Source organism: Amycolatopsis sp. NPDC001319 (assembly GCF_042896185.1).
Lineage (GTDB): Bacteria > Actinomycetota > Actinomycetes > Mycobacteriales > Pseudonocardiaceae > Amycolatopsis.
This window is the reverse complement of the sequence record NZ_JBIAWY010000006.1, coordinates 302,917-320,822: the sequence shown is the minus strand read 5'-3', so window position 1 is coordinate 320,822 and position 17,906 is coordinate 302,917. Positions and strand designations below refer to the sequence as shown.

Annotated in this window: 15 protein-coding genes; 5 read left to right on the top strand and 10 right to left on the bottom strand. The window is 73.3% G+C overall.

Annotation, left to right across the window (positions count from 1 at the left end; all coding sequences use genetic code 11):
- Positions 1-97: 97 nt before the first annotated feature.
- The 5 genes from ACFY1H_RS24920 to ACFY1H_RS24900 form a co-directional block, all read right to left on the bottom strand.
- Positions 98-811: a TetR/AcrR family transcriptional regulator gene (locus ACFY1H_RS24920; protein WP_366581129.1), complete on the bottom strand. Its 714-nt coding sequence runs from the start codon at positions 809-811 to the stop codon at positions 98-100.
- 99 nt (positions 812-910) lie between these two features.
- Positions 911-2,428 (bottom strand): pyruvate, phosphate dikinase, encoded by a 1,518-nt coding sequence (locus ACFY1H_RS24915; protein WP_386949994.1) that lies wholly within the window; start codon positions 2,426-2,428, stop codon positions 911-913.
- Positions 2,425-3,234: an SDR family oxidoreductase gene (locus ACFY1H_RS24910; protein WP_386949991.1), complete on the bottom strand. Its 810-nt coding sequence runs from the start codon at positions 3,232-3,234 to the stop codon at positions 2,425-2,427. Before ACFY1H_RS24910 ends, ACFY1H_RS24915 begins: the two co-directional genes overlap by 4 nt.
- Positions 3,231-4,652: an aldehyde dehydrogenase family protein gene (locus ACFY1H_RS24905; RefSeq protein WP_366581135.1), complete on the bottom strand. Its 1,422-nt coding sequence runs from the start codon at positions 4,650-4,652 to the stop codon at positions 3,231-3,233. The genes ACFY1H_RS24910 and ACFY1H_RS24905 overlap by 4 nt, the downstream gene beginning before the upstream one ends.
- The gene (locus ACFY1H_RS24900) at positions 4,645-5,862 is read right to left on the bottom strand and encodes a cytochrome P450 (protein WP_366581137.1); all 1,218 of its coding nucleotides are present in this window, start codon (positions 5,860-5,862) and stop codon (positions 4,645-4,647) included. Before ACFY1H_RS24900 ends, ACFY1H_RS24905 begins: the two co-directional genes overlap by 8 nt.
- Before the next feature lie 150 nt (positions 5,863-6,012).
- Here ACFY1H_RS24900 and ACFY1H_RS24895 point away from each other — a divergent pair, with 150 nt between their 5' ends.
- Together ACFY1H_RS24895 and ACFY1H_RS24890 are read left to right on the top strand one after the other, a co-directional pair.
- Positions 6,013-7,536, top strand: a complete 1,524-nt coding sequence (locus ACFY1H_RS24895; protein WP_386949987.1) for an AMP-binding protein — start codon at positions 6,013-6,015, stop codon at positions 7,534-7,536.
- Positions 7,537-7,539: 3 nt separating this feature from the next.
- Complete coding sequence (locus ACFY1H_RS24890; RefSeq protein ID WP_386949984.1) at positions 7,540-8,160, top strand: MarR family transcriptional regulator; 621 nt, start codon at positions 7,540-7,542, stop codon at positions 8,158-8,160.
- A 69-nt stretch (positions 8,161-8,229) separates the two neighbouring features.
- On the opposite strand, the gene ACFY1H_RS24885 is transcribed toward ACFY1H_RS24890, so the two are convergent.
- The 3 genes from ACFY1H_RS24885 to ACFY1H_RS24875 are packed head-to-tail and all read right to left on the bottom strand — an operon-like array spanning position 8,230 to position 11,366.
- Positions 8,230-9,969 carry a PEP-utilizing enzyme gene (locus ACFY1H_RS24885; protein ID WP_366581143.1) on the bottom strand — a complete coding sequence of 580 codons (1,740 nt, stop codon included), beginning with the start codon at positions 9,967-9,969 and terminating at the stop codon, positions 8,230-8,232.
- Between the two features lie 56 nt (positions 9,970-10,025).
- Positions 10,026-11,174, bottom strand: a complete 1,149-nt coding sequence (locus ACFY1H_RS24880; protein ID WP_386949981.1) for an NAD(P)/FAD-dependent oxidoreductase — start codon at positions 11,172-11,174, stop codon at positions 10,026-10,028.
- A gap of 3 nt (positions 11,175-11,177) precedes the next feature.
- Entirely contained in the window at positions 11,178-11,366 is a 189-nt protein-coding gene (locus ACFY1H_RS24875; protein ID WP_366581147.1) for a ferredoxin, read from the bottom strand.
- A gap of 192 nt (positions 11,367-11,558) precedes the next feature.
- On the opposite strand from ACFY1H_RS24875, the gene surE reads away from it, so the two are divergent.
- Together surE and ACFY1H_RS24865 are read left to right on the top strand one after the other, a co-directional pair.
- Positions 11,559-12,335, top strand: coding sequence for a 5'/3'-nucleotidase SurE (gene surE / locus ACFY1H_RS24870; RefSeq protein WP_366581148.1), 777 nt, complete (start codon positions 11,559-11,561; stop codon positions 12,333-12,335).
- A 39-nt stretch (positions 12,336-12,374) separates the two neighbouring features.
- On the top strand, positions 12,375-13,256 hold the full coding sequence (locus ACFY1H_RS24865; RefSeq protein WP_366581150.1) for an SMP-30/gluconolactonase/LRE family protein: 882 nt from the start codon (positions 12,375-12,377) through the stop codon (positions 13,254-13,256).
- Here the strand turns inward: ACFY1H_RS24865 and ACFY1H_RS24860 are convergent.
- Together ACFY1H_RS24860 and ACFY1H_RS24855 are read right to left on the bottom strand one after the other, a co-directional pair.
- A complete protein-coding gene (locus ACFY1H_RS24860; protein WP_366581152.1) occupies positions 13,231-13,722 on the bottom strand; it encodes a GNAT family N-acetyltransferase in 492 nt (163 codons plus the stop codon). The two genes, ACFY1H_RS24865 and ACFY1H_RS24860, sit on opposite strands and share 26 nt — an antisense overlap.
- A gap of 76 nt (positions 13,723-13,798) precedes the next feature.
- Positions 13,799-14,248 carry an Lrp/AsnC family transcriptional regulator gene (locus ACFY1H_RS24855; RefSeq protein ID WP_366581154.1) on the bottom strand — a complete coding sequence of 150 codons (450 nt, stop codon included), beginning with the start codon at positions 14,246-14,248 and terminating at the stop codon, positions 13,799-13,801.
- A gap of 126 nt (positions 14,249-14,374) precedes the next feature.
- On the opposite strand from ACFY1H_RS24855, the gene ACFY1H_RS24850 reads away from it, so the two are divergent.
- Positions 14,375-17,887 (top strand): indolepyruvate ferredoxin oxidoreductase family protein, encoded by a 3,513-nt coding sequence (locus ACFY1H_RS24850; protein WP_386950520.1) that lies wholly within the window; start codon positions 14,375-14,377, stop codon positions 17,885-17,887.
- Positions 17,888-17,906: the final 19 nt, after the last annotated feature.

The following is a 17,906-nucleotide window of genomic DNA, read 5'->3' as shown; positions in this document are numbered from 1 at the left end:
GGGCTGCGCGAAAACCGCTCAGTCCGGAAGCCGGCGCGATCTCGCCGGGTGTCGGTCGTCGTCATCGGCTCATCCTCGGGCCGAACGGCGGATCCGTCTAGCGGTCGGCCACGAACGGCAGAGACCGGTACCAGATCTGGCCGATCACCGAACCGAGGTCCTGGATGCGTTCGGGCCGGGGCGTCACCGGCAGAAGTCCGATGTGGACGTAGGCCATCTGCTCGATGAGCGAGCCGAGGGCCTCGGCGTGGAGCTCGTAGTGGGTGGCCTCGATGACGCCGCTCTCGTGGAGCCGCCGCAGCCAGCGTTCGGTGCGGTGGACGAAGCCGGAGCGCACCTGGAGCCACAGTTTGAGGAAGCCCTCGTTTTCGCTCGCGGCCGCGGCTTCGCGCATCACGCGCAGCAGGTGGCGGTTGCGGGCGTACGAGTGGAGGTACGCGATGGTCTGCTCCACCAGGTGGTGCTGCTCGTCGCCGGAGCGTGGTGCGGTGGCCGAGGCCGCCGCGAGCTCCTCCAGTGCCGGTTGCAGGGCCGCGAGGAAGATGTCGTCGAGGCTGGTGAAGTGGCGGTAGAAGTTGCCCTGCGCGGTGTCGGCGCGGTTGGTGATGTCCGAGACGCGGGTGCGTGTGTAGCCGTACTCGGAAAAACACGCCGTGGCGGCCTGCACGAGCTTGTCGCGGGTCTGCGCGCCGCGTTTGTTGGGGCGCTTGTCCACGGCGTCGGGCTGCAGCGCGGCGATCAGTTCGCGGACGCGCACGCGCGCGGCCTCCGCCCGGTCCTCGCCGGTCGTCTCCTGCGTGCTACTGCTCATCTTCTGCTCACCCAACCGGTCATTCGCGTCCGCCGACGATACTGTGCACATCGTTGCCAATCCGACCACAGTCACGGCCGAATGACTTCGCGGCAACGGTTACGTGCCGCGCGGGGGGCCGGCCTGCTTTTCGGCCGGATCAGTACTGTGCACCAGCGCGAGCAGCTCGGGCAGCGCGCCGTCGCCGCCGGTCCGTGCGGCGGCCCACTCCGTGAGCGTCGCCGCGGGACCGTCGACGGTCGTGCCCGCGCCGCTCGCGCGGTCGCCGTCGAGCACCGCGCCGGTCGTGCCGTCGACCGTCACCAGGCGGCCGCGCAGCGCGTCGACGGTGCCGTCGCCGCAGCCGACCACACACGGGATGCCCGCCTCCCGGCACACTAGCGCCGCGTGCGAGGTCGACCCGCCGTGCTCGGTCACGACGGCCGCCGCGGCGAACATCGCCGGCACGTCCTCCGGGGACGTGAACGGCCGCACGAGCACCACGGCGGTCCCGGCGTCGGCGGCGTCCAGCGCTTCGTCCGGGTCGGTCACGACCTGGCCCACACCCAGGCCGGGGCCCGCACCGGTGCCGCGGGCGAGCTCGACGCCCTCGGCCGCGCCGGCCGTCTCCAGCAGCTGCGTGGCCTGGGCCGGGGTCACGCGCGTGAGCGCCGTGTCGACGTCGATCAGGCCCTCGCCGACGAGGTCCACGGCGATGCGCGCCGCCGCGCCCGGCGTGCGCTTGCCCGCCCGGGCCTGCAGCACGTAGAGCGTGCCGGACTCGATCGTGAACTCCACGTCGACCATGTCGCCGTACTCGCGCTCCAGCACCCCGGCCAGGCGGAGCAGCTCACGGTGGTTGCCCGGCTGCGTGCGCGCCAGCTCGTCGAGCCGCGCCGGGGTCCGTTCGCCGGACACGACGTCCTCGCCCTGGGCGCGGGCCAGCCACTCGCCGTAGACGCCGGGCTCGCCGGTGCCGGGGTCGCGGCTGAACAGCACCCCGGTGCCGGACTCGGCGTCGCGGTTGCCGAACGCCATGGCCTGCACGGTCACGGCCGTGCCGCCGAGATCGGTGATGCCGTGGTGCTCGCGGTAGCTCACCGCGCGCGGCGAGAACCACGAGCGGAACACGGCGCCGATCGCCGCACGCAGCTGCTCGCGCGGATCCGCGGGCGGCGGGCCGCCGACGATGCCGGAGTACGAGCGCTCGAACCGCTCCCACGTGTCCGCGGCCCACGCGGGGTCGCCCGACTGTTCGGCCAGCGTGTCGCGCAGCTCGGCCGTGAGGCCGAGGTTGAGGACGGTGTCCATCATCCCGGGCATGCTGCGGGCGGCACCGGAACGCACGGACACGAGCAGCGGCCAGCCCGGTCCGCCGAAGCGGCGGCCGGTGCGTTCCTCCAGGTGCGCCAGGTGGTCGAGGACCTGCGCCCAGACGTCGTCGGGCAGCGTGCCGCCCGCGTGGTAGGCGGTGCAGACGTCCACGGTGATCGCGAACGCCGGCGGCACCGGCAGGCCGAGCGAACGCATCCGGTTGAGGCTGTAGGCCTTGCCGCCCACGAGGTCGCGGCCCAGCGGGCGCGTGCCGTCGAGGGGGAGCACGGTCTCGGTCGACTCGGGAGGCGCCGTGGTGGTCACCGGGTGGTCCTTTCGGTGCTGGGCTCGACGGTGCCGGGCTCGGCCACCGCGGCCAGGTGCGTGCGCGCGGCGGCGAGGCCGCCTTCGACGGGCAGGTCGATGCCGTTGACCCATGAGGCCGCGGGGCTGAGCAGGAACGCGGCCGCCGCGGCGACCTCGCCGGGTTGTCCGTGCCTTCCGACCACGGCGCCGGCGCGGTCGATCGACTCGGCGCCCATCGACTCGCGGAAGTCGGCCAGGATCGGCGTGTGCACGGGGCCGGGGCTCACGCTCACCGCACGGGCGCGCGGCAGCAGCCGGGCGGCCAGCCGCGCGCTCCAGGCGACGAGCGCGGCTTTGGACGTGTCGTAGGCGGCGGCGCCCGAGAGCGGGAACTGCGCGAGCCAGTCCGCCAGCTCGACGTCACTGTCCACAGCGCACAGCCGGTCGAGGGCCTCGGCCGGCAAAGTGTTGCGGTGGGCGGCGATGGACGCCACCGTCACCACGGCGCCGCCCTCGGCCAGGCGCGGCAGCAGCGCTTCGGTGAGCACGCGGGTGCCGACCACGTTCACCGCGAGCACGGTCGCGGCGGGCGCAGTGCCGGGCACACCGGCGACGTTGGCGATGCCGTCCAGCTCGGCGACGCTCGCCGCGGCCTCGCGCACGGCGGCGAAGTCGGTGAGGTCCACCCGCAGGGCCCGCTCCACGGGCACGGGGATCTCGGCGCGGTCGACGCCGATCACGGCCACGCCGTCGTCGGTCAGCTGCCGGGCCAGCGCGAGGCCGACGCCGGACGCGGCGCCCGTGACGAGGATCCGGCGCGTCATCGCAGCACCGCCTGCACCGCGGTGAGGTCGGCGATGCCTTCGGCGCCGAGTTCCCGTCCGTAGCCGGAGTTCTTGCGCCCGCCGAACGGCACACCGGGGCGTTCGCGGGTGCGCACGCCGTTGATCTTGACCTGGCCCACGCGCAGCGTCCGCGCGAAGCTCTCGGCCCGGTCGGGGTCGGCCGACCAGACCTCCGCGGACAGCCCGAAGTCGCTGTCGTTCGCGACCGCGGTGGCGTCCGCCTCGTCGGTGTAGGGCTGCACGACGAGCACGGGACCGAACACCTCCTGGCGCACCAGCGGATGCCGGGCGTCGAGTCCGAAGTAGACGCGCGGGCCGACGAAGAACCCGTGCGAGGGCAGCAGTTGCAGCGGCGGTGTCACCGCGCGGTCGTCGCCGGCGGTGTCGAGCAGGTGGCGCACGCGCTCGCGCTGGCGCGCCGAGGCCAGCGGCCCGAACGTGGTGACCGGGTCACGTGGGTCGCCGGCGACCACGGCGTCGAGTGCGTCGATGACCAGTGCTTCCACGTCGGCGAGCGCACTGCGCGGCACCACGATCCGCGTGGTCGCGTTGCACGCCTGCCCCGAGTTCACGAGACCGCTCTTCACCGCCGCCGGGACGGCGCGCGCCAGGTCCGCGTCCGGCAGCAGCACGGCGGCCGACTTGCCGCCCAGCTCCAGCGTGGTCGACGCGGTGTGCCCGGCGGCGAGCGCGGCCACCGCCTGCCCGGCCGGGACGCTGCCGGTGAATGACACATGGGACACGCGCGGATCGGCCACGAGCGCCTCCCCGGTCACCGGTCCGGTGCCTTGCACGACCGAGAACACGCCCGGCGGGAAGCCCGCTTCCAGCGCGGCGGCCGCGATGAGGTTCGCGTCGAACGGGGTGGCCTCACTCGGCTTGAGCACCACGGTGTTGCCGGCGGCGAGCGCCGCGCCGACCTTCGCGATGATCTGGTGCGCCGGCATGTTCCACGGCGTGATCGCGCCGACCACGCCGAGCGGCACGCGGTGCAGCTGCGCGCCGTCGATCTTCTCGGTCCACCCGAACGCCCGCGTGGCCGTGGCGAACGCGCGCAGCACCCGCGGCGGCAGGTCGCCCTGGCTCGCCGCCGCGAGCGTGGCGGGCATGCCCATCTCGCGCGTGATCAGCGCCGCCAGCTCGCCCGCGCGGGCCTCGAGCAGGTCGGCCAGCCGGTCGAGCAGATCGGCGCGGTCGGCCGGGCCGGTCCGTTCCCACTCCGGGAGCGCCGCGTCCGCCGCGGTGACGGCCTCGGCCGTCAGCGCAGGGCCGGCTTCGGCCGTCTCGCCGATGGGCTGCTCGGTGTACGGGTCGACGACGGGGATCGCGGGCCCGTCGGGCGTCCGCCACTCACCGCCGACGAGGCACGCCGCGCGCCCCAGCCACTGCTCAGCCACGGTCGTTCACCAGCCGCACCGGCAGCCGCTTCACGCCGCGGAAGAAGTTGCTGCGCAAGCGTTCCGGCGGCGCCTGCACGTCCACGCGCAGGGCGCGCTCACGCAGGCGGCGCAGGAACAGCTGCGCTTCCAGCCGCGCGAGGTGCGCGCCGAGGCAGGCGTGCACGCCCCAGCCGAAGCCGAGGTGCTCGTTGGGCGTGCGCTCGGCGCGGAACTCGTCGGGCGCGGTGAACACCGTCTCGTCGCGGTTGCCCGAGGCGAACCACAGCACCACTTTCTGCCCGGCCTCGATCGTGCGGCCGTGCAGCTCGACGTCGCGTGTCGCGGTCCGCCGCATGCACAGCACCGGCGACACCCAGCGCACCATTTCCTCGACGGCGCCCGGGATCCGGTCCGCGTCGGCGCGCAGCGCCGCCCACTGCTCCGGAAACGCGCCGAAGGCGATCATCCCGCCGGTGAGCAGGTTCCGCGTGGTCTCGTTGCCGGCGACCATGAGCAGCAGGTAGTACGCGTCGAGCTGGCCGCGGTTGAGCGGCTCGCCGCCCGGCGCGGCGTGGGCGAGCACGCTCACCAGGTCCTCGGCCGGGTTCGCGCGTCGCTCGGCTTCCAGCTCGTGGAAGAAGGCGAAGATCTCGTCGCGCGCCCGGGCGGCGGTCTCCGGACCCGTGCTGTACTCGGGGTCGTCCGACGCCATCTGGTTGGTCCAGCGCTGCATGTGCGGGCACGCCTCGGGCGGCGCGCCGAGCAGCCGGCTGATCACCAGCAGCGGCAGCTGCGCGGCGACCGTGTGCACGAAGTCGAAGGTGCCGCCGTGCTCCAGCGCGGTGTCGAGCAGCCCGTCGATCACCGTCACGATCTCGCCCTCGAGCGGGCGGACCTTCGCGGGCCGCACGTGCGGCACCACGAGCTTGCGCAGCGCCCCGTGGCGCGGCGGGTCCATGTTGTGGATGCTGGGTTCGCCGTGCCCCTCGGCGCGGCGGTCCGGGATCTGCGTCCCTTCGGCGGAGGAGAAGCTCTCGTGGTCGGCGGCGATGCGCTTGATGTCGGCGTACCGCGTGACCGACCAGAAACCGCGGCCGCCGGGTTCGTCGTTCCAGTGCAGCGGATCGTGCTCACGCAGCTCGCGGAACGCCTCGTGGTCGGACCCCGTGGCGAACAGGTCCAGATCCATGAGGTCGACGGCTGTCGCGCCGGACGTCTGTTCGGACACCGCTGTCCCTTCTGTCGCGCCTTGCTGGATTGCGAACGCTCAATCACTACAGCACATCACGTCCGAGAACGGAAGAGCTAAGCAAGGGCGTTGCGGTGGCGCTCGTTCGTGACATAGCATTCACAAACAGTCGAGAAGGAGGTCGATGGCGTGTACCCCGCCCCGATTGCGCGCGAGCGGCCCGGCGCCCGGGCGTACGTGATGGCGCCGAGCGGCGAGAGCCTCACCTACGCCGAGCTCGAGGCCCGCTCCAACCAGGTCGCGCACCTGCTGCGCGAGCGGGGGATCGGCCCCGGCGGCACGCTGCTGCTCGTGCTCGAGAACCGGCTGGAGTGGCCGGTGCTCGTCGCCGCGGGCATGCGCTCCGGACTCTACGTGACCCCGGTGAACTGGCACCTGCGCAGCGGTGAGCTCGGTCCGCTGCTCGCGGAGGCGGTGGGCGACGGCGGCTCGTGCGCGATCGTCACCAGCGCCCGCCGCGCCGACGTCGTCGCCGAAGCACTGCGTGAGGTGGAGAAACCCGCGCTGCTGCTGTCCGTGGACGCGGGCGGCGACCTGGAATTCCTCGGCGACGCGGTGGCCGGCCGGCCCGAGACGCCGATCGACGGCGAGCTGCTCGGCGCGCGGGTGCTCTACAGCGGCGGCAGCACCGGGCGGCCCAAGGCGTTCCGCCAGCAGCTGCTCGGCGTGCACCCGGCCGACGCGCCAGCCCGCCACGCGGGGCTCGCGGCGAAGCTGGAGCTGGCCGCCGACACCGTGTTCCTGTCTCCGGCGCCGAACTACCACGCCGCGCCGTTCACCTTCCAGCTCATCACGCTCTCGCTCGGCGGGACCGTCGTGTGCCTCGACCGGTTCGACGCGGAGGGCTCGCTCGCGGCGATCGCGGCCCACGGCGTGACGCACTCCCAGTGGGTGCCCACGATGCTGCTGCGGCTGCTGCGCCTGTCCCCGGAAGCCCGGGCGCGCCACGACCTGAGCAGCCACCGCGTCGCGTTCACCTCCGGCGCGCCGTGCCCGCCCGAGGTCAAGACGGCGATCATGGACTGGTGGGGGCCGATCCTGCACGAGTACTACGGCGCGTCCGAGGGCTACGGCCACACCTACGTCGGCCCGCACGACGCGCTGGCCCACCCGGGCACGGTGGGGAAACCGTTGTCCGGCAGCGTGCACGTGACCGACGACGCCGGGCGCGAGGTCCCGGCGGGCACCGTCGGGAAGGTGTGGTTCGCGCCGGGCAGCTCGGCCTACCGCAACGCCGGCGACGCGGGTGCCGACCTGCGCAGCGTCGGCGACCTCGGCCGCCTCGACGAGGACGGGTTCCTCTACCTCGTCGGCCGTGAGGGGCACACGATCATCTCCGGCGGCGTGAACGTCTACCCGACCGAGGTCGAGGACACCCTGCTCACGCACCCCGCGGTGGCCGACGCCGCCGTGATCGGCCTGCCGGACCCCGAGTTCGGTGAGGGCGTGACCGCGGTGATCGAGCCCGCCGGCGAGGTGAGCGGGGCCGAGCTGATCGAGTACTGCCGCGAGCGGCTGGCCGGGTTCAAGGCGCCGCGGCGCGTCGAGTTCGTGGTGAGCCTGCCGCGGCTGCCGACGGGCAAGCTGAACAAAACCCTGCTGCGAGACCGGATCCTGTCCGGCGACTCCGGTGCATCCGGCGAAGGAGCGTGACCCATGACGACGTCCACCCGAGCACGGTTCCTCGTGCTCCACGCGTTGCGCGTGAAGGGCCTGGCCCCCGACCCCGTGCTGCAGGCGCTCACGGGACTGCCCGCGGACGAGGTGGCCACCGAGGTCGCCGCGCTGGTCGACGACGGGCTCGCGGTGCGCCGCGAAGGCCGGCTCGCCGGAACCATGCCGACGCCGGCCGGGCGCGCCGCCCACCCGGAGCTGCTCGCGGCCGACGTCGCGGGCTCCGCCGAAGCGCTTTCCGTGGCGTACGAAGCGTTTCTGCCGGTGAACGGCGAGTTCAAGCGCGTCTGCTCGGCCTGGCAGTTGCGACCCTCCGGCGAGCCCAACGACCACGGCGACGCCGCGTACGACGCCGAGGTGGTCGAGTCGCTGGCGGAGGTGAACGCGAAGGTGACCGGCCTGCTCGACGCACTGACCGCGTCGGCCGGCCGGTTCGGCACCTACCCGGTGCGCCTCGCCGGAGCGCTGGAGCGGGTGCGGGCCGGCGAGACCGCGGCGTTCGCCCGGCCGATGGCCGACTCGTACCACGACATCTGGATGGAACTGCACCAGGACCTCCTGCTGTCCGCCGGCCGGGAACGCTCGGCCGCGGACGAAGGCTGAACAAACGTCCGTGCCCCAAGGGAAAGAGCCTGCACCCACGCGGAGTGCAGGCCCTTTCCCTTGCCGGAGCTAGACTTCCAGCACCGTGACGGTGCCGGTGGTGCCGTCGACCTCGATGAGGGCGCCGTCCGGGATCCGGGCCGACGCGGCCGTCGCCGAGACCACGCACGGGATGCCGAGCTCGCGGCTCACGATCGCGGCGTGGGAGAACGGCGCGCCGACGTCCACGACCACCGCGGCGGCAGGCACGAACAGCGGCGTCCACGACGGGTCGGTCAACGGGGCCACCAGGATCTCACCGGGCTCCAGCGCCGACGGGTCGTCGGCGTTCGTGACCACGCGGGCGCGCCCGCGCGTCGAGCCGTTGCAGCCGGGCACGCCCTGGATGATCTCGCCGGCGACGGCGGGCTGCACCTCGCGGCCCGAGCGGCGCGGCCAGTTCTCCACGGGCTCCGGCTGGCCCACGACCACGAACGGCGGCTCGCGGTCGAACAGGTCCAGGTAGGCCGCTTCGCGGTCGCGCAGCGTCGTGGTGAAGCTCGCCGGGTCGGCCAGGAACGCGTCGAGCTCGTCGGCGAACAGCATGAAGATCTGCTCGGGGCGCTCCAGGTGCCCTTCGGCGGTGAAGCGGCGGCCCAGCTCGAGGGCGGGCAGGCGCAGCTCGTGCATGACCATGGCGCACGACGTGCGGCCGCGTTCCCGGCCCCGCAGCCACAGCGCGGCCGCGTGCAGCACGGCCTCGAACTGGCCCAGCGCCTCGTCGTTGCCCGCCAGCGCGGCTCGCACGCCGGCGGAGGCCGCCTCGCGCTGCTCGACGCGTTCGGCGTTCTTCACCGCGGGCGACGCGGAGTCGTCGGCCTGGCGCATGCGGTCCACAGTGGACAGCACGAGCGAAGGCTTGACGCCCCACGTCTTCGCGCGGATCTCCCACTCCGACGGGCCGCGGAAGTCCCACGCCGTCAGGAACTCGTCGAGCTGACGGGTGAAGGCCACGACCTCGGGATCACTGCTCGCGCGCAGACGCTCGACCAGGCCGTCCTGGCCCTCGTCGAACAACGCGGCCACCGGGCCGGTGCGGGCCAGGCGCGAGAGCGCCCACATGCCGGTGGACGGGCCGGTCGAGTCGATGTCGCCGATGCCGGCCACCAGCGTCAGCGCGAGCTCGGGCTTGCCGATCGCCTCGGTGAACTGCGCGACGGCACCCAGGCCGACGCCGGCCTTGAGGCTCGCCTCGATGTGACGGCTCAGCAGCGGCCGCAGCACGTCGTTGAACGAGGTGATCCGCTCGCGCAGCTCCTGGTTGCCCAGGTCGGCGATGGCGGGGCGGTTCTTGCGGATGTCCTCGACGGTGCGCCGGTCGGCGTCGTAGGCCGCGAGGTCCGTGGCGCCGAGGACCTGCTCGGCCAGCCACTGCCCGGCCGTGGCCTCGAACTCGGGGTTGTCGTCGAAGTCGCGCTTTTCGCTTTCGTACGAGGGAATCCCCGGCAGGTCGCCGAAGTACTGCAGGTCCACGGCTTCCGGCGTCATGCCGGGCACGCGCACGCCGAACAGGCGCATCAGGGACATGTTGATGTAGAGGTAGCTGCCGAACGCGGGGAGCACGTTGTGCTGCACGGCGGAGTCGTAGGTGGCGTGGTCCCACACCCCGCACGCGACGAACGCGTCGTCCCAGCCGGGCGAGAGGTTCGCCTGGAAGCCCGCCGAGGCGTTGAGCGGGCTGATCGGGTCGGGGAAGATCTCGCCGATGTTGGCGCGCGAGTAGATCGGGAAGACCGCCGACGCCTTGTCGTAGATGGGCCACTGGGTCATGGAGACCTCTCCTCGTCATTGAGTGGTGTGGGTGTGGTTTCTTGCGGTGCGGTGACTCAGGCGGACGTGAGCCGCCGCCGTTCGAGGGCGAGCTGCTTGGGCAGGCCGAACGCGACGGAGCCGACGTGCCGGCCGCCGGCCGAGTAGCGGGCGACGAACTTGTCCCCGGCGAGGCTGCCGTGCACGAGCTCCACCTGCTCGCCGCGGCCGGGGAGCCCGACGCCCTGGATGCGCAGGCCGCACTGGTCGGACCAGAACGAGGGCACGGCGTCGAACGGGGTCTGCGGGCCGTGCAGCAGCGTGCGCGCGGCCGCGGCGGCACCGAGCGCGGCGGTGGTCCAGTGCTCCACGCGCACCGGCGCGCCGAGCAGCGGGTGGGTCCAGCGGGCGACGTCGCCCGCGGCCACGACGTCCGGCACGACGGCGCCGGATTCGTCGAGCACGCGGAGGTATTCGTCGCAGCGGACACCGCCGGACACGTCGACGCCGCTGCCGGCGAGCCAGCCGGTGACCGGGCGGACGCCGGTGGCGATCACGACCACGTCGGCGCGCACCGCGCGGCCGTCGGACAACACCGCGCCGGTGACGCGGTCCCGGCCGAGGAACTTCACGACCTGGGTACCGAGCAGCCAGCGCACGCCGCGTTCGCGGTGCAGCCGCTCGACGCGCCGGGCGACGTTCTCGCCGAGCACGCGGATCAGCGGGTGGGGGAGCGGGTCGGCGACGGCCACGGGCAGCCCGAGGTCGCGGCACGTCGAGGCGAGCTCGCAGCCGATGAAGCCGGCGCCGAGCACGAGGACGCGGCCGGTGAGGTCGGCTTTGAGGGCGCGGGCGTCGTCGAGGGTGCGCAGGACGTGCACGCCGGGCGGGCGGGTGAGGCCGGCGGGGATCACGGGGGCCGAGCCGGTGGCGATCACGAGCCCCGTGAAGTCGAGCTCTTCGCCGTCTTCGAGGACGACGGTGCGGCCGCGCAAGGCCGCGACGGGGTTGCCGAGGCGCCAGGTGACTTCGGTGTCGCTTTCGGACAGCGCCAGGGCGGATTCCCCGGTGGCGCCGGTGAGCAGGCCCTTCGACAGCGGCGGCCGGTCGTAGGGCCGGTGCGCCTCGGCGCCGGCCACTACGATCTCGCCGCGGAACCCCTCGGCGCGCAGCGCTTCGGCGGCCCGCCAACCGGCGAGCCCCGCTCCCGCGACCACGATCCGCACGGGCTACTCCGAGATCCGGATCGCGCGGGTGGGGCAGGCGCGGGCCGCGCGGTGCACCGCTTCGCGCAGGTTCGCGACCGGCCCGAGGTCGACGTGCAGCACCGCTTCGTCGTCGAGGCTGAACACCTCGGGCGCGGCGAACTCGCACTGCCCGTGGCTCTCGCACAGGACCGGGTCGACTTCGACGTTCACGGGTCACTCCTCGCGGCCAGTTTGTGACGTGCAGATCACATAATGCGGACCCGGGGGCTTCTGGTCAAGGGGGTGACGTGCGTATCTTGGCTGGAAACGTTCCTTTGTTCGGAGTTGGGCGTGGACACAACAGCGAACGTGTGGTCACAATCTAGCGATCCGAACACTCCGACGAACCGGGAGCGGGCGACTGTGCGGGTACTGCTCACGAACGACGACGGCATCGAAGCCCCTGGCCTGCTCGCGCTGGCCCACGCCCTGCGGGACGCGGGGCACGACCTCGTCGTGGCCGCGCCCGCGGGGGACAGCAGCGGCAGCGGCACGTCGCTCGGCGCCATCGACCACGGCACGATCGTCGCGTGCGAGCCGCACGCGCTGCCCGGCCTCGACGGCGTGCCGGCGCACCGCGTGTCCGCGCCGCCGGCGTTCGCCGTGCTCGCGGCCTGCTTCGGCGCCCTCGGCCCGCCGCCCGACGTGGTGGTCGCGGGCATCAACGACGGCCACAACACCGGCCGCTCCGTGCTGCACTCCAGCACCGTCGGCGCGGCGCTCACCGCGTCGACCGCCGGCCGCTCGGCCCTCGCCGTCAGCTGCGGCGACCGCCCGGGCGCGCGCTTCGACACCGCCGCCGCGGTGGGCGTCGCCGTGCTCGACTGGCTGGTCGCCCACGCGCCCAAGCGGACCGTCCTCAACGTCAACGTGCCCGACGTGGACCTCGCCGACCTGCGCGGCGTGCGCTGGGCCCGGCTCGGCCGCGTGGGCTCGTCGGGCCTGATGATCAAACCCGCCGCCGACGGCCTGCGCCTCGAACGCTTCCCGACGGCCCAGGACGTGCTGTCCCTGGAAGAGCACGCCGACACCGACGCCGCCCTGGTGGCCGCCCGCTGCGTCGCGGTGACGGGCCTGCTGGGCGGGCCGCGGGAGGTCTCGGACCTGGGTTCACTGGAGGGCGTGCTGCCCGTCGGCTGAGTAGGCTCCAGGCCGGGAAATCCGGCGGCTGGGGGCCAGATGTACGTCGAAGCGGAGTTCGAGAGGTTCGACGAGCGGTTCGGGCGCGTCGGCGGTGACGCGCGGCTGGAACGGCTCTACGACGGCTGCCGCTGGGCCGAAGGCGCGGTGTACTTCCCGGCGGCGCGCTCGCTGGTGTGGAGCGACATCCCCGACGACCGGATGCTGCGCTGGGACGAGACGACCGGCGCCGTCGGCGTGTTCCGCCACCCGGCGGGCTACGCGAACGGCAACTCTCGCGATCGCCAGGGCCGGCTGCTCACGTGCGAGCAGGGCCCGCGCCGGGTCACGCGCACCGAGCACGACGGCTCGATCACCGTGCTCGCGGATCGCTTCGAGGGCAAGCGGTTCAACAGCCCCAACGACCTCGTCGAGGCGGCCGACGGCGCGGTCTGGTTCACCGATCCGCGCTACGGGATCTCCAGCGACTACGAGGGTTTCCGCGCCGAGAGCGAGATCGGCGGCGACCACGTGTACCGCATCGACCCGTCGGGCTCGGTCACCGTGGTGGCCGACGACTTCGAGCGGCCCAACGGCCTGGCGTTCTCCCGCGATGGCTCGCAGCTCTACGTCGTGGACACGCAACGCGGCCATCTGCGCCGCTTCGACGTGACCCCGCGCGGCACGCTGACGGGCGGTGCCGAGATCGCGCGCTGCCGCCAGGGCAACTTCGACGGGCTGCGCCTCGACGACCAGGGCCGCCTCTGGGCGGCCACCGGCGGTGGGGTCGACTGCTTCGCCCCCGACGGCACACTGCTCGGCGGCCTGAAGGTGCCCGAACCCGTCGCGAACCTCGTGTTCGGCGGCCCGAAGCGCAACATCCTCTACATCTGCGCGACGACGTCGATCTACTCGATCATGCTGACCGTGACGGGTGCGTGAGGCCCCGCACCATCTTCAGCGCCGGTCGCCGGTAGTGCACCGTGCCTTCTTCGAGGAAGCCGCGCCGGCGGTAGAGGGCGATGGCCGCCGCGTTGTCCTCGAACACTTGCAGCCGCACGGTGCGGGCGTCCTGGGATGCGGCCCATTGTGCGACGGCTTCGATGAGCGCGTCGCCGACGCCGTGGCCGCGCGCGAACGGCGCGACGTACATCGAGTGCAGGTCCACGACGCCCTCGTCGTCGGGGGTTGTGCCGCTGGCCATGCCGGCGTCGCGGCCGTCGACGGAGGCGAGGACGTTGAACGGCCGGTCCGTGAGCCGCGCGCGCCAGCGGGCCTCGGTGTCGCCGTCGCCCTGCCAATCGGCGAGCTTCGCGCCGAACGCGTGGGGCGCCTCGGACAACGCGGTGAGCCGCAGGGCCCGCCACGCGCGCCAGTCGTCCGCCGTCAGTTCCCGGATCTCTGCCACGCCGTCCACGATCGCGGCCCCGAACCGCGGCCCGCAAGGAGATTTCCGTATAACGACATATACCGCAGCCCGGGGATCAGCCGGCTTCCACGGCCTCCGTCGAACTGCCCAGCGTGATGAACGTCTTCGTGCCCACCACGCCGCCCGACACGCGGATCGCGTCGATGACCTGGCGCAGGTGGGTCACGTCGCGGGCGCGGATGTGGCACAGGGCGTCCGGATCGCCGGCGATGAGGTACACGGCCTGGACCTCGGGCAGGTCGCGCGCGAGGCGTTCGATGTCCGGGGGCCGGGTGCGGCCGGTGTAGCGCAGCTCGGTGAAGGCCTCGATGTTCCAGCCCAGCTTGGTGTAGTCGATCTGCGCGGTGAAGCCGGTGATCACGCCGGTGGCCTGCAGTCGGTCGACGCGGCGCTTCACGGCGGGCAGGGAAAGTCCGACTTCGGCCGCCATGTCCGCATACGAACGCCGGCCGTCGACGCGCAGGAACTCCACGAGGCGCAGGTCGATGTCGTCGACGCCGGCCATGGCACCTCCTGGCAAGAAATTAAAGTGGATACCAGGTGCACGTTACATAGTTGCGTCAACGTGGCCAGGCCGCGCACCGATCTTGCGCCGTGAGAGGCTGAGGTTTCTCCTGTGTCCCACGTAACTGTGCCCGTCCCACCGGGCCCCCGCCACGCCCCTGCGAGAGGAGCGCCCCACGTGCTCACCGAACCGGTTTCGCTGGACGACAAGTACGTCGCCGACCACGGCCGCGCGCTGATCTCCGGCGTCCAAGCGCTCGTGCGGCTCACGCTCGAGCAGCGCCGGCTCGACGAGGCCCGCGGCCTCGACACGCGCGTGTTCGTCTCCGGCTACCAGGGTTCCCCGCTCGGCGGGCTGGATCAAGAGCTCGCGCGTGCCAGGAAGTTCCTCGACCCGGCCGGCGTCGTGTTCCGGCCCGGGGTGAACGAGGAGCTGGCCGCCACCGCCGTCGCCGGCACGCAGCTGCTCGGCAACGTCCCCGGCCGCCGCCACGCCGGCGTCACCGGCTTCTGGTACGGCAAGAACCCGGGCCTCGACCGCGCGGCCGACGCGATCCGCCACGGCACGCTCGCCGGCACCGCCTCGCTCGGCGGCGCGGTGGCGTGGATCGGCGACGACCCGGCGTGCAAGTCCTCGACGGTGCCCAGCTCGTGCGAGCCGATGGCGCAGAGCCTGGCCATGCCGCTGCTCGCGCCGGGCAGCGTCGCCGAGATCATCGAGTTCGGCCTGCACGCCGTGGCGCTCTCGCGCGCGAGCGGGCTGTGGACCGGCCTGAAGATCGTCGCGGACATCGCCGACGCGTCGGCCACGGTCGACATGGACACCCTGGCCCACGGCATCCCGATGCCGCCCGAGACCCTCCGCCCGACCGGCCGCGCGCTGGTCGGCGCGCCGGCGCTCGACGCCGAGCACGACATGTTCACCCGCCGCCTCGACCTGGCCCGCGCCTACGCCCGCGCGACCGGCCTCAACCGCGTCACCTTCACCGCCCGCGCGGCCAAGCTCGGCGTGCTCGCGTCGGGCACCGGCTACGCCGTGGTGCAGCGCGCGCTGCAGGACCTGGGGCTCGACGAGGCCGCCATGGAGGCGCTCGGCTTGCGGCTGATCCGCCTGGCCATGCCCTACCCCGTCGACGCCGACGTGCTGGCCGAGCTCACCGAGGGCCTCGACGAGGTGCTCGTGGTCGAGGACAAGGTGCCGTTCCTCGAAGGCCACCTCAAGGAGGCCCTCTACCGCCGTCCGGGCGCGCCGAACGTCGTCGGCCGCCAGGACGAGAGGGGCCGGCCCCTGCTCACCGGCCGGGGCCAGCTCGTCGCGGAAGACGTGGCGAAGGCGCTGGTCAAGCGCATCGAGGCCGTCGTCGGCCCGGACCGGTTGCCGCGCACCGCCGCCGTGCACCTGGACGCGATCACGCCGCCGCGCCCGGCGCGCATCGCGCTGCCCACCGCCACCGCGCCGCGCACGCCGTTCTTCTGCTCCGGCTGCCCGCACAACGTCTCCACGCGCACCGGCGACGACACCCTCGTCGGCGTCGGCATCGGCTGCCACGCGATGGTGGCCATCGACGGCGCGGGCCGCGGCCACCAGATCGGCCTCACGCAGATGGGCGGCGAGGGCGCGCAGTGGCTCGGCCTCGCGCCGTTCACCGACGACCGCCACTTCGTGCAGAACCTCGGTGACGGCACGTTCCACCACTCCGGCTCGCTCGCGATCCGTGCGGCGGTGGCCGGCGGCGTGACCATGACCTACAAGCTGCTCTACAACGACGCGGTCGCCATGACCGGTGGCCAGCGCGCCGAGGGCCGCCTCGACGTTCCCGCCATCACGCGCCTGCTGGCCGTCGAAGGGGTGCGGCGGATCGTGATCACCACCGAGAGTCCCGCCGACTACCGCGGCGTGTCGCTCGACCCGATCGCCTCGGTGCGCCACCGCGATGATTTCGCCGAGGTCGAGGCCGAGCTGGCCGCGACCGACGGTGTCACCGTGCTGATCCACGACGACCGGTGCGCGGCCGAGGAACGCCGGCTGCGCAAGCGCGGCCAGCTGCCGACGCCGGCCGAGCGCGTGGTCGTCAACGAGCGCGTGTGCGAGGGCTGCGGCGACTGCGGCGACGTGTCCACCTGCCTGTCGGTGCGGCCGGTCGAGACGGAGTTCGGCGCCAAGACACGCATCCACCAGTCCTCGTGCAACAGCGACTTCACCTGCCTCAAGGGCGACTGCCCGTCGTTCCTGCTCGTGACGCCCGGCACGAAGAAGCCGCGCCGCGAGGTGCCCGAACTCCCCGTGGCGCTGGCCGAACCGGCGGCCCGGCTGTCCGAAGTGGACACCGTGCTGATGCGGATGCCCGGCATCGGCGGCACGGGCGTGGTCACGATCTCGGCGGTGCTGCAGATGGCCGCGCACCTCGACGGCCGCTTCGCCGCCGGCCTGGAGCAGACCGGCCTGGCGCAGAAGGGCGGCCCGGTCGTCTCCGACATCCGGATCTCGAAGTCGCCGGTCACCGGTTCGCTGCGGGCCTCGCGCGCGACCGCCGACGTGCTGGTGGGCTTCGACCTGCTGGGCGCGGCCGACGCGGGCAACCTCGCCACCGCGCGGGCGGGCCACACCGTCGCCGTGGTCAATACGGCGCTGGTGCCCACGGCCGCGATGGTCACCCACCGCGTGGTGCTGCCCGGTTCGAACGACGACGCGCTTGAGAAGATCGGCGCGGTCACGCGCGACCTCGTGGCGCTCGACGCGAACGAGCTGGCCGAGGAGCTCTTCGGCGACCACATGCCGGCCAACATGCTGCTCATCGGCGCGGCCTACCAGCACGGCGTGGTGCCGATCTCGGCCGACGCGATCGAGGCGGCGATCCGCCTCAACGGCACGGCCGTGGAGAAGACACTGGCGGCGTTCCGCTGGGGCCGCGCCGCCGTCGTCGACCCGGCCGCCGTGCGGGCCGCCGCGATCGCCCCGGCCCTCGCGGAGGTGCCGGTGGACGCCGTGGCCGCGACGATCGCCGCCGGTGACCTCGAGCAGGTGCTGGCACCGCGCGTCGCCGACCTGATCGGCTTCCAGGACGAGACGCTGGCGCGCCGCTACGCCACCCAGGTCCGGAAGCTCGCCGCGGAGGCGGCCGAACGCACGGATGCCGACACGGGCGCCCGCATCGCTTCCGCGTACGCGCGCGGGCTGCACAAACTGCTGGCGTACAAGGACGAGTACGAGGTCGCGCGCCTGCACCTCGACCCGGTCGAGCGGGCGCGGCGCGAGGCGGAGTTCGGCGTGGACGCCGACGTCGCCGTGCTGCTGCACCCGCCCGTGCTGCGCGCGATGGGCATGAAGCGCAAGATCCGCCTGCGCGGGCGCACCGCCACGGCGGCCTTCCGCACGCTTCGCGGCGCGCGCCGCCTGCGCGGCACGCGGGCCGACGTCTTCGGGTACGCCAAGGTGCGCCGCGTCGAGCGCGCGCTGCCGGGGGAGTACCAGCACCTCGTGGAGCGCGGCCTCGCCCACCTGACCCCGAAGACGGCCGACGCGTTCACCGAGCTCGCCGCGTTGCCCGACGTCGTGCGCGGCTACGAGGACATCAAGCTCGCCAACGTCGAGACCTTCCGCACCCGCGCGGCGGAGCTGCTGGCCACGATCACCGCCTGAGCCCTGCCCGTCCCGCTCC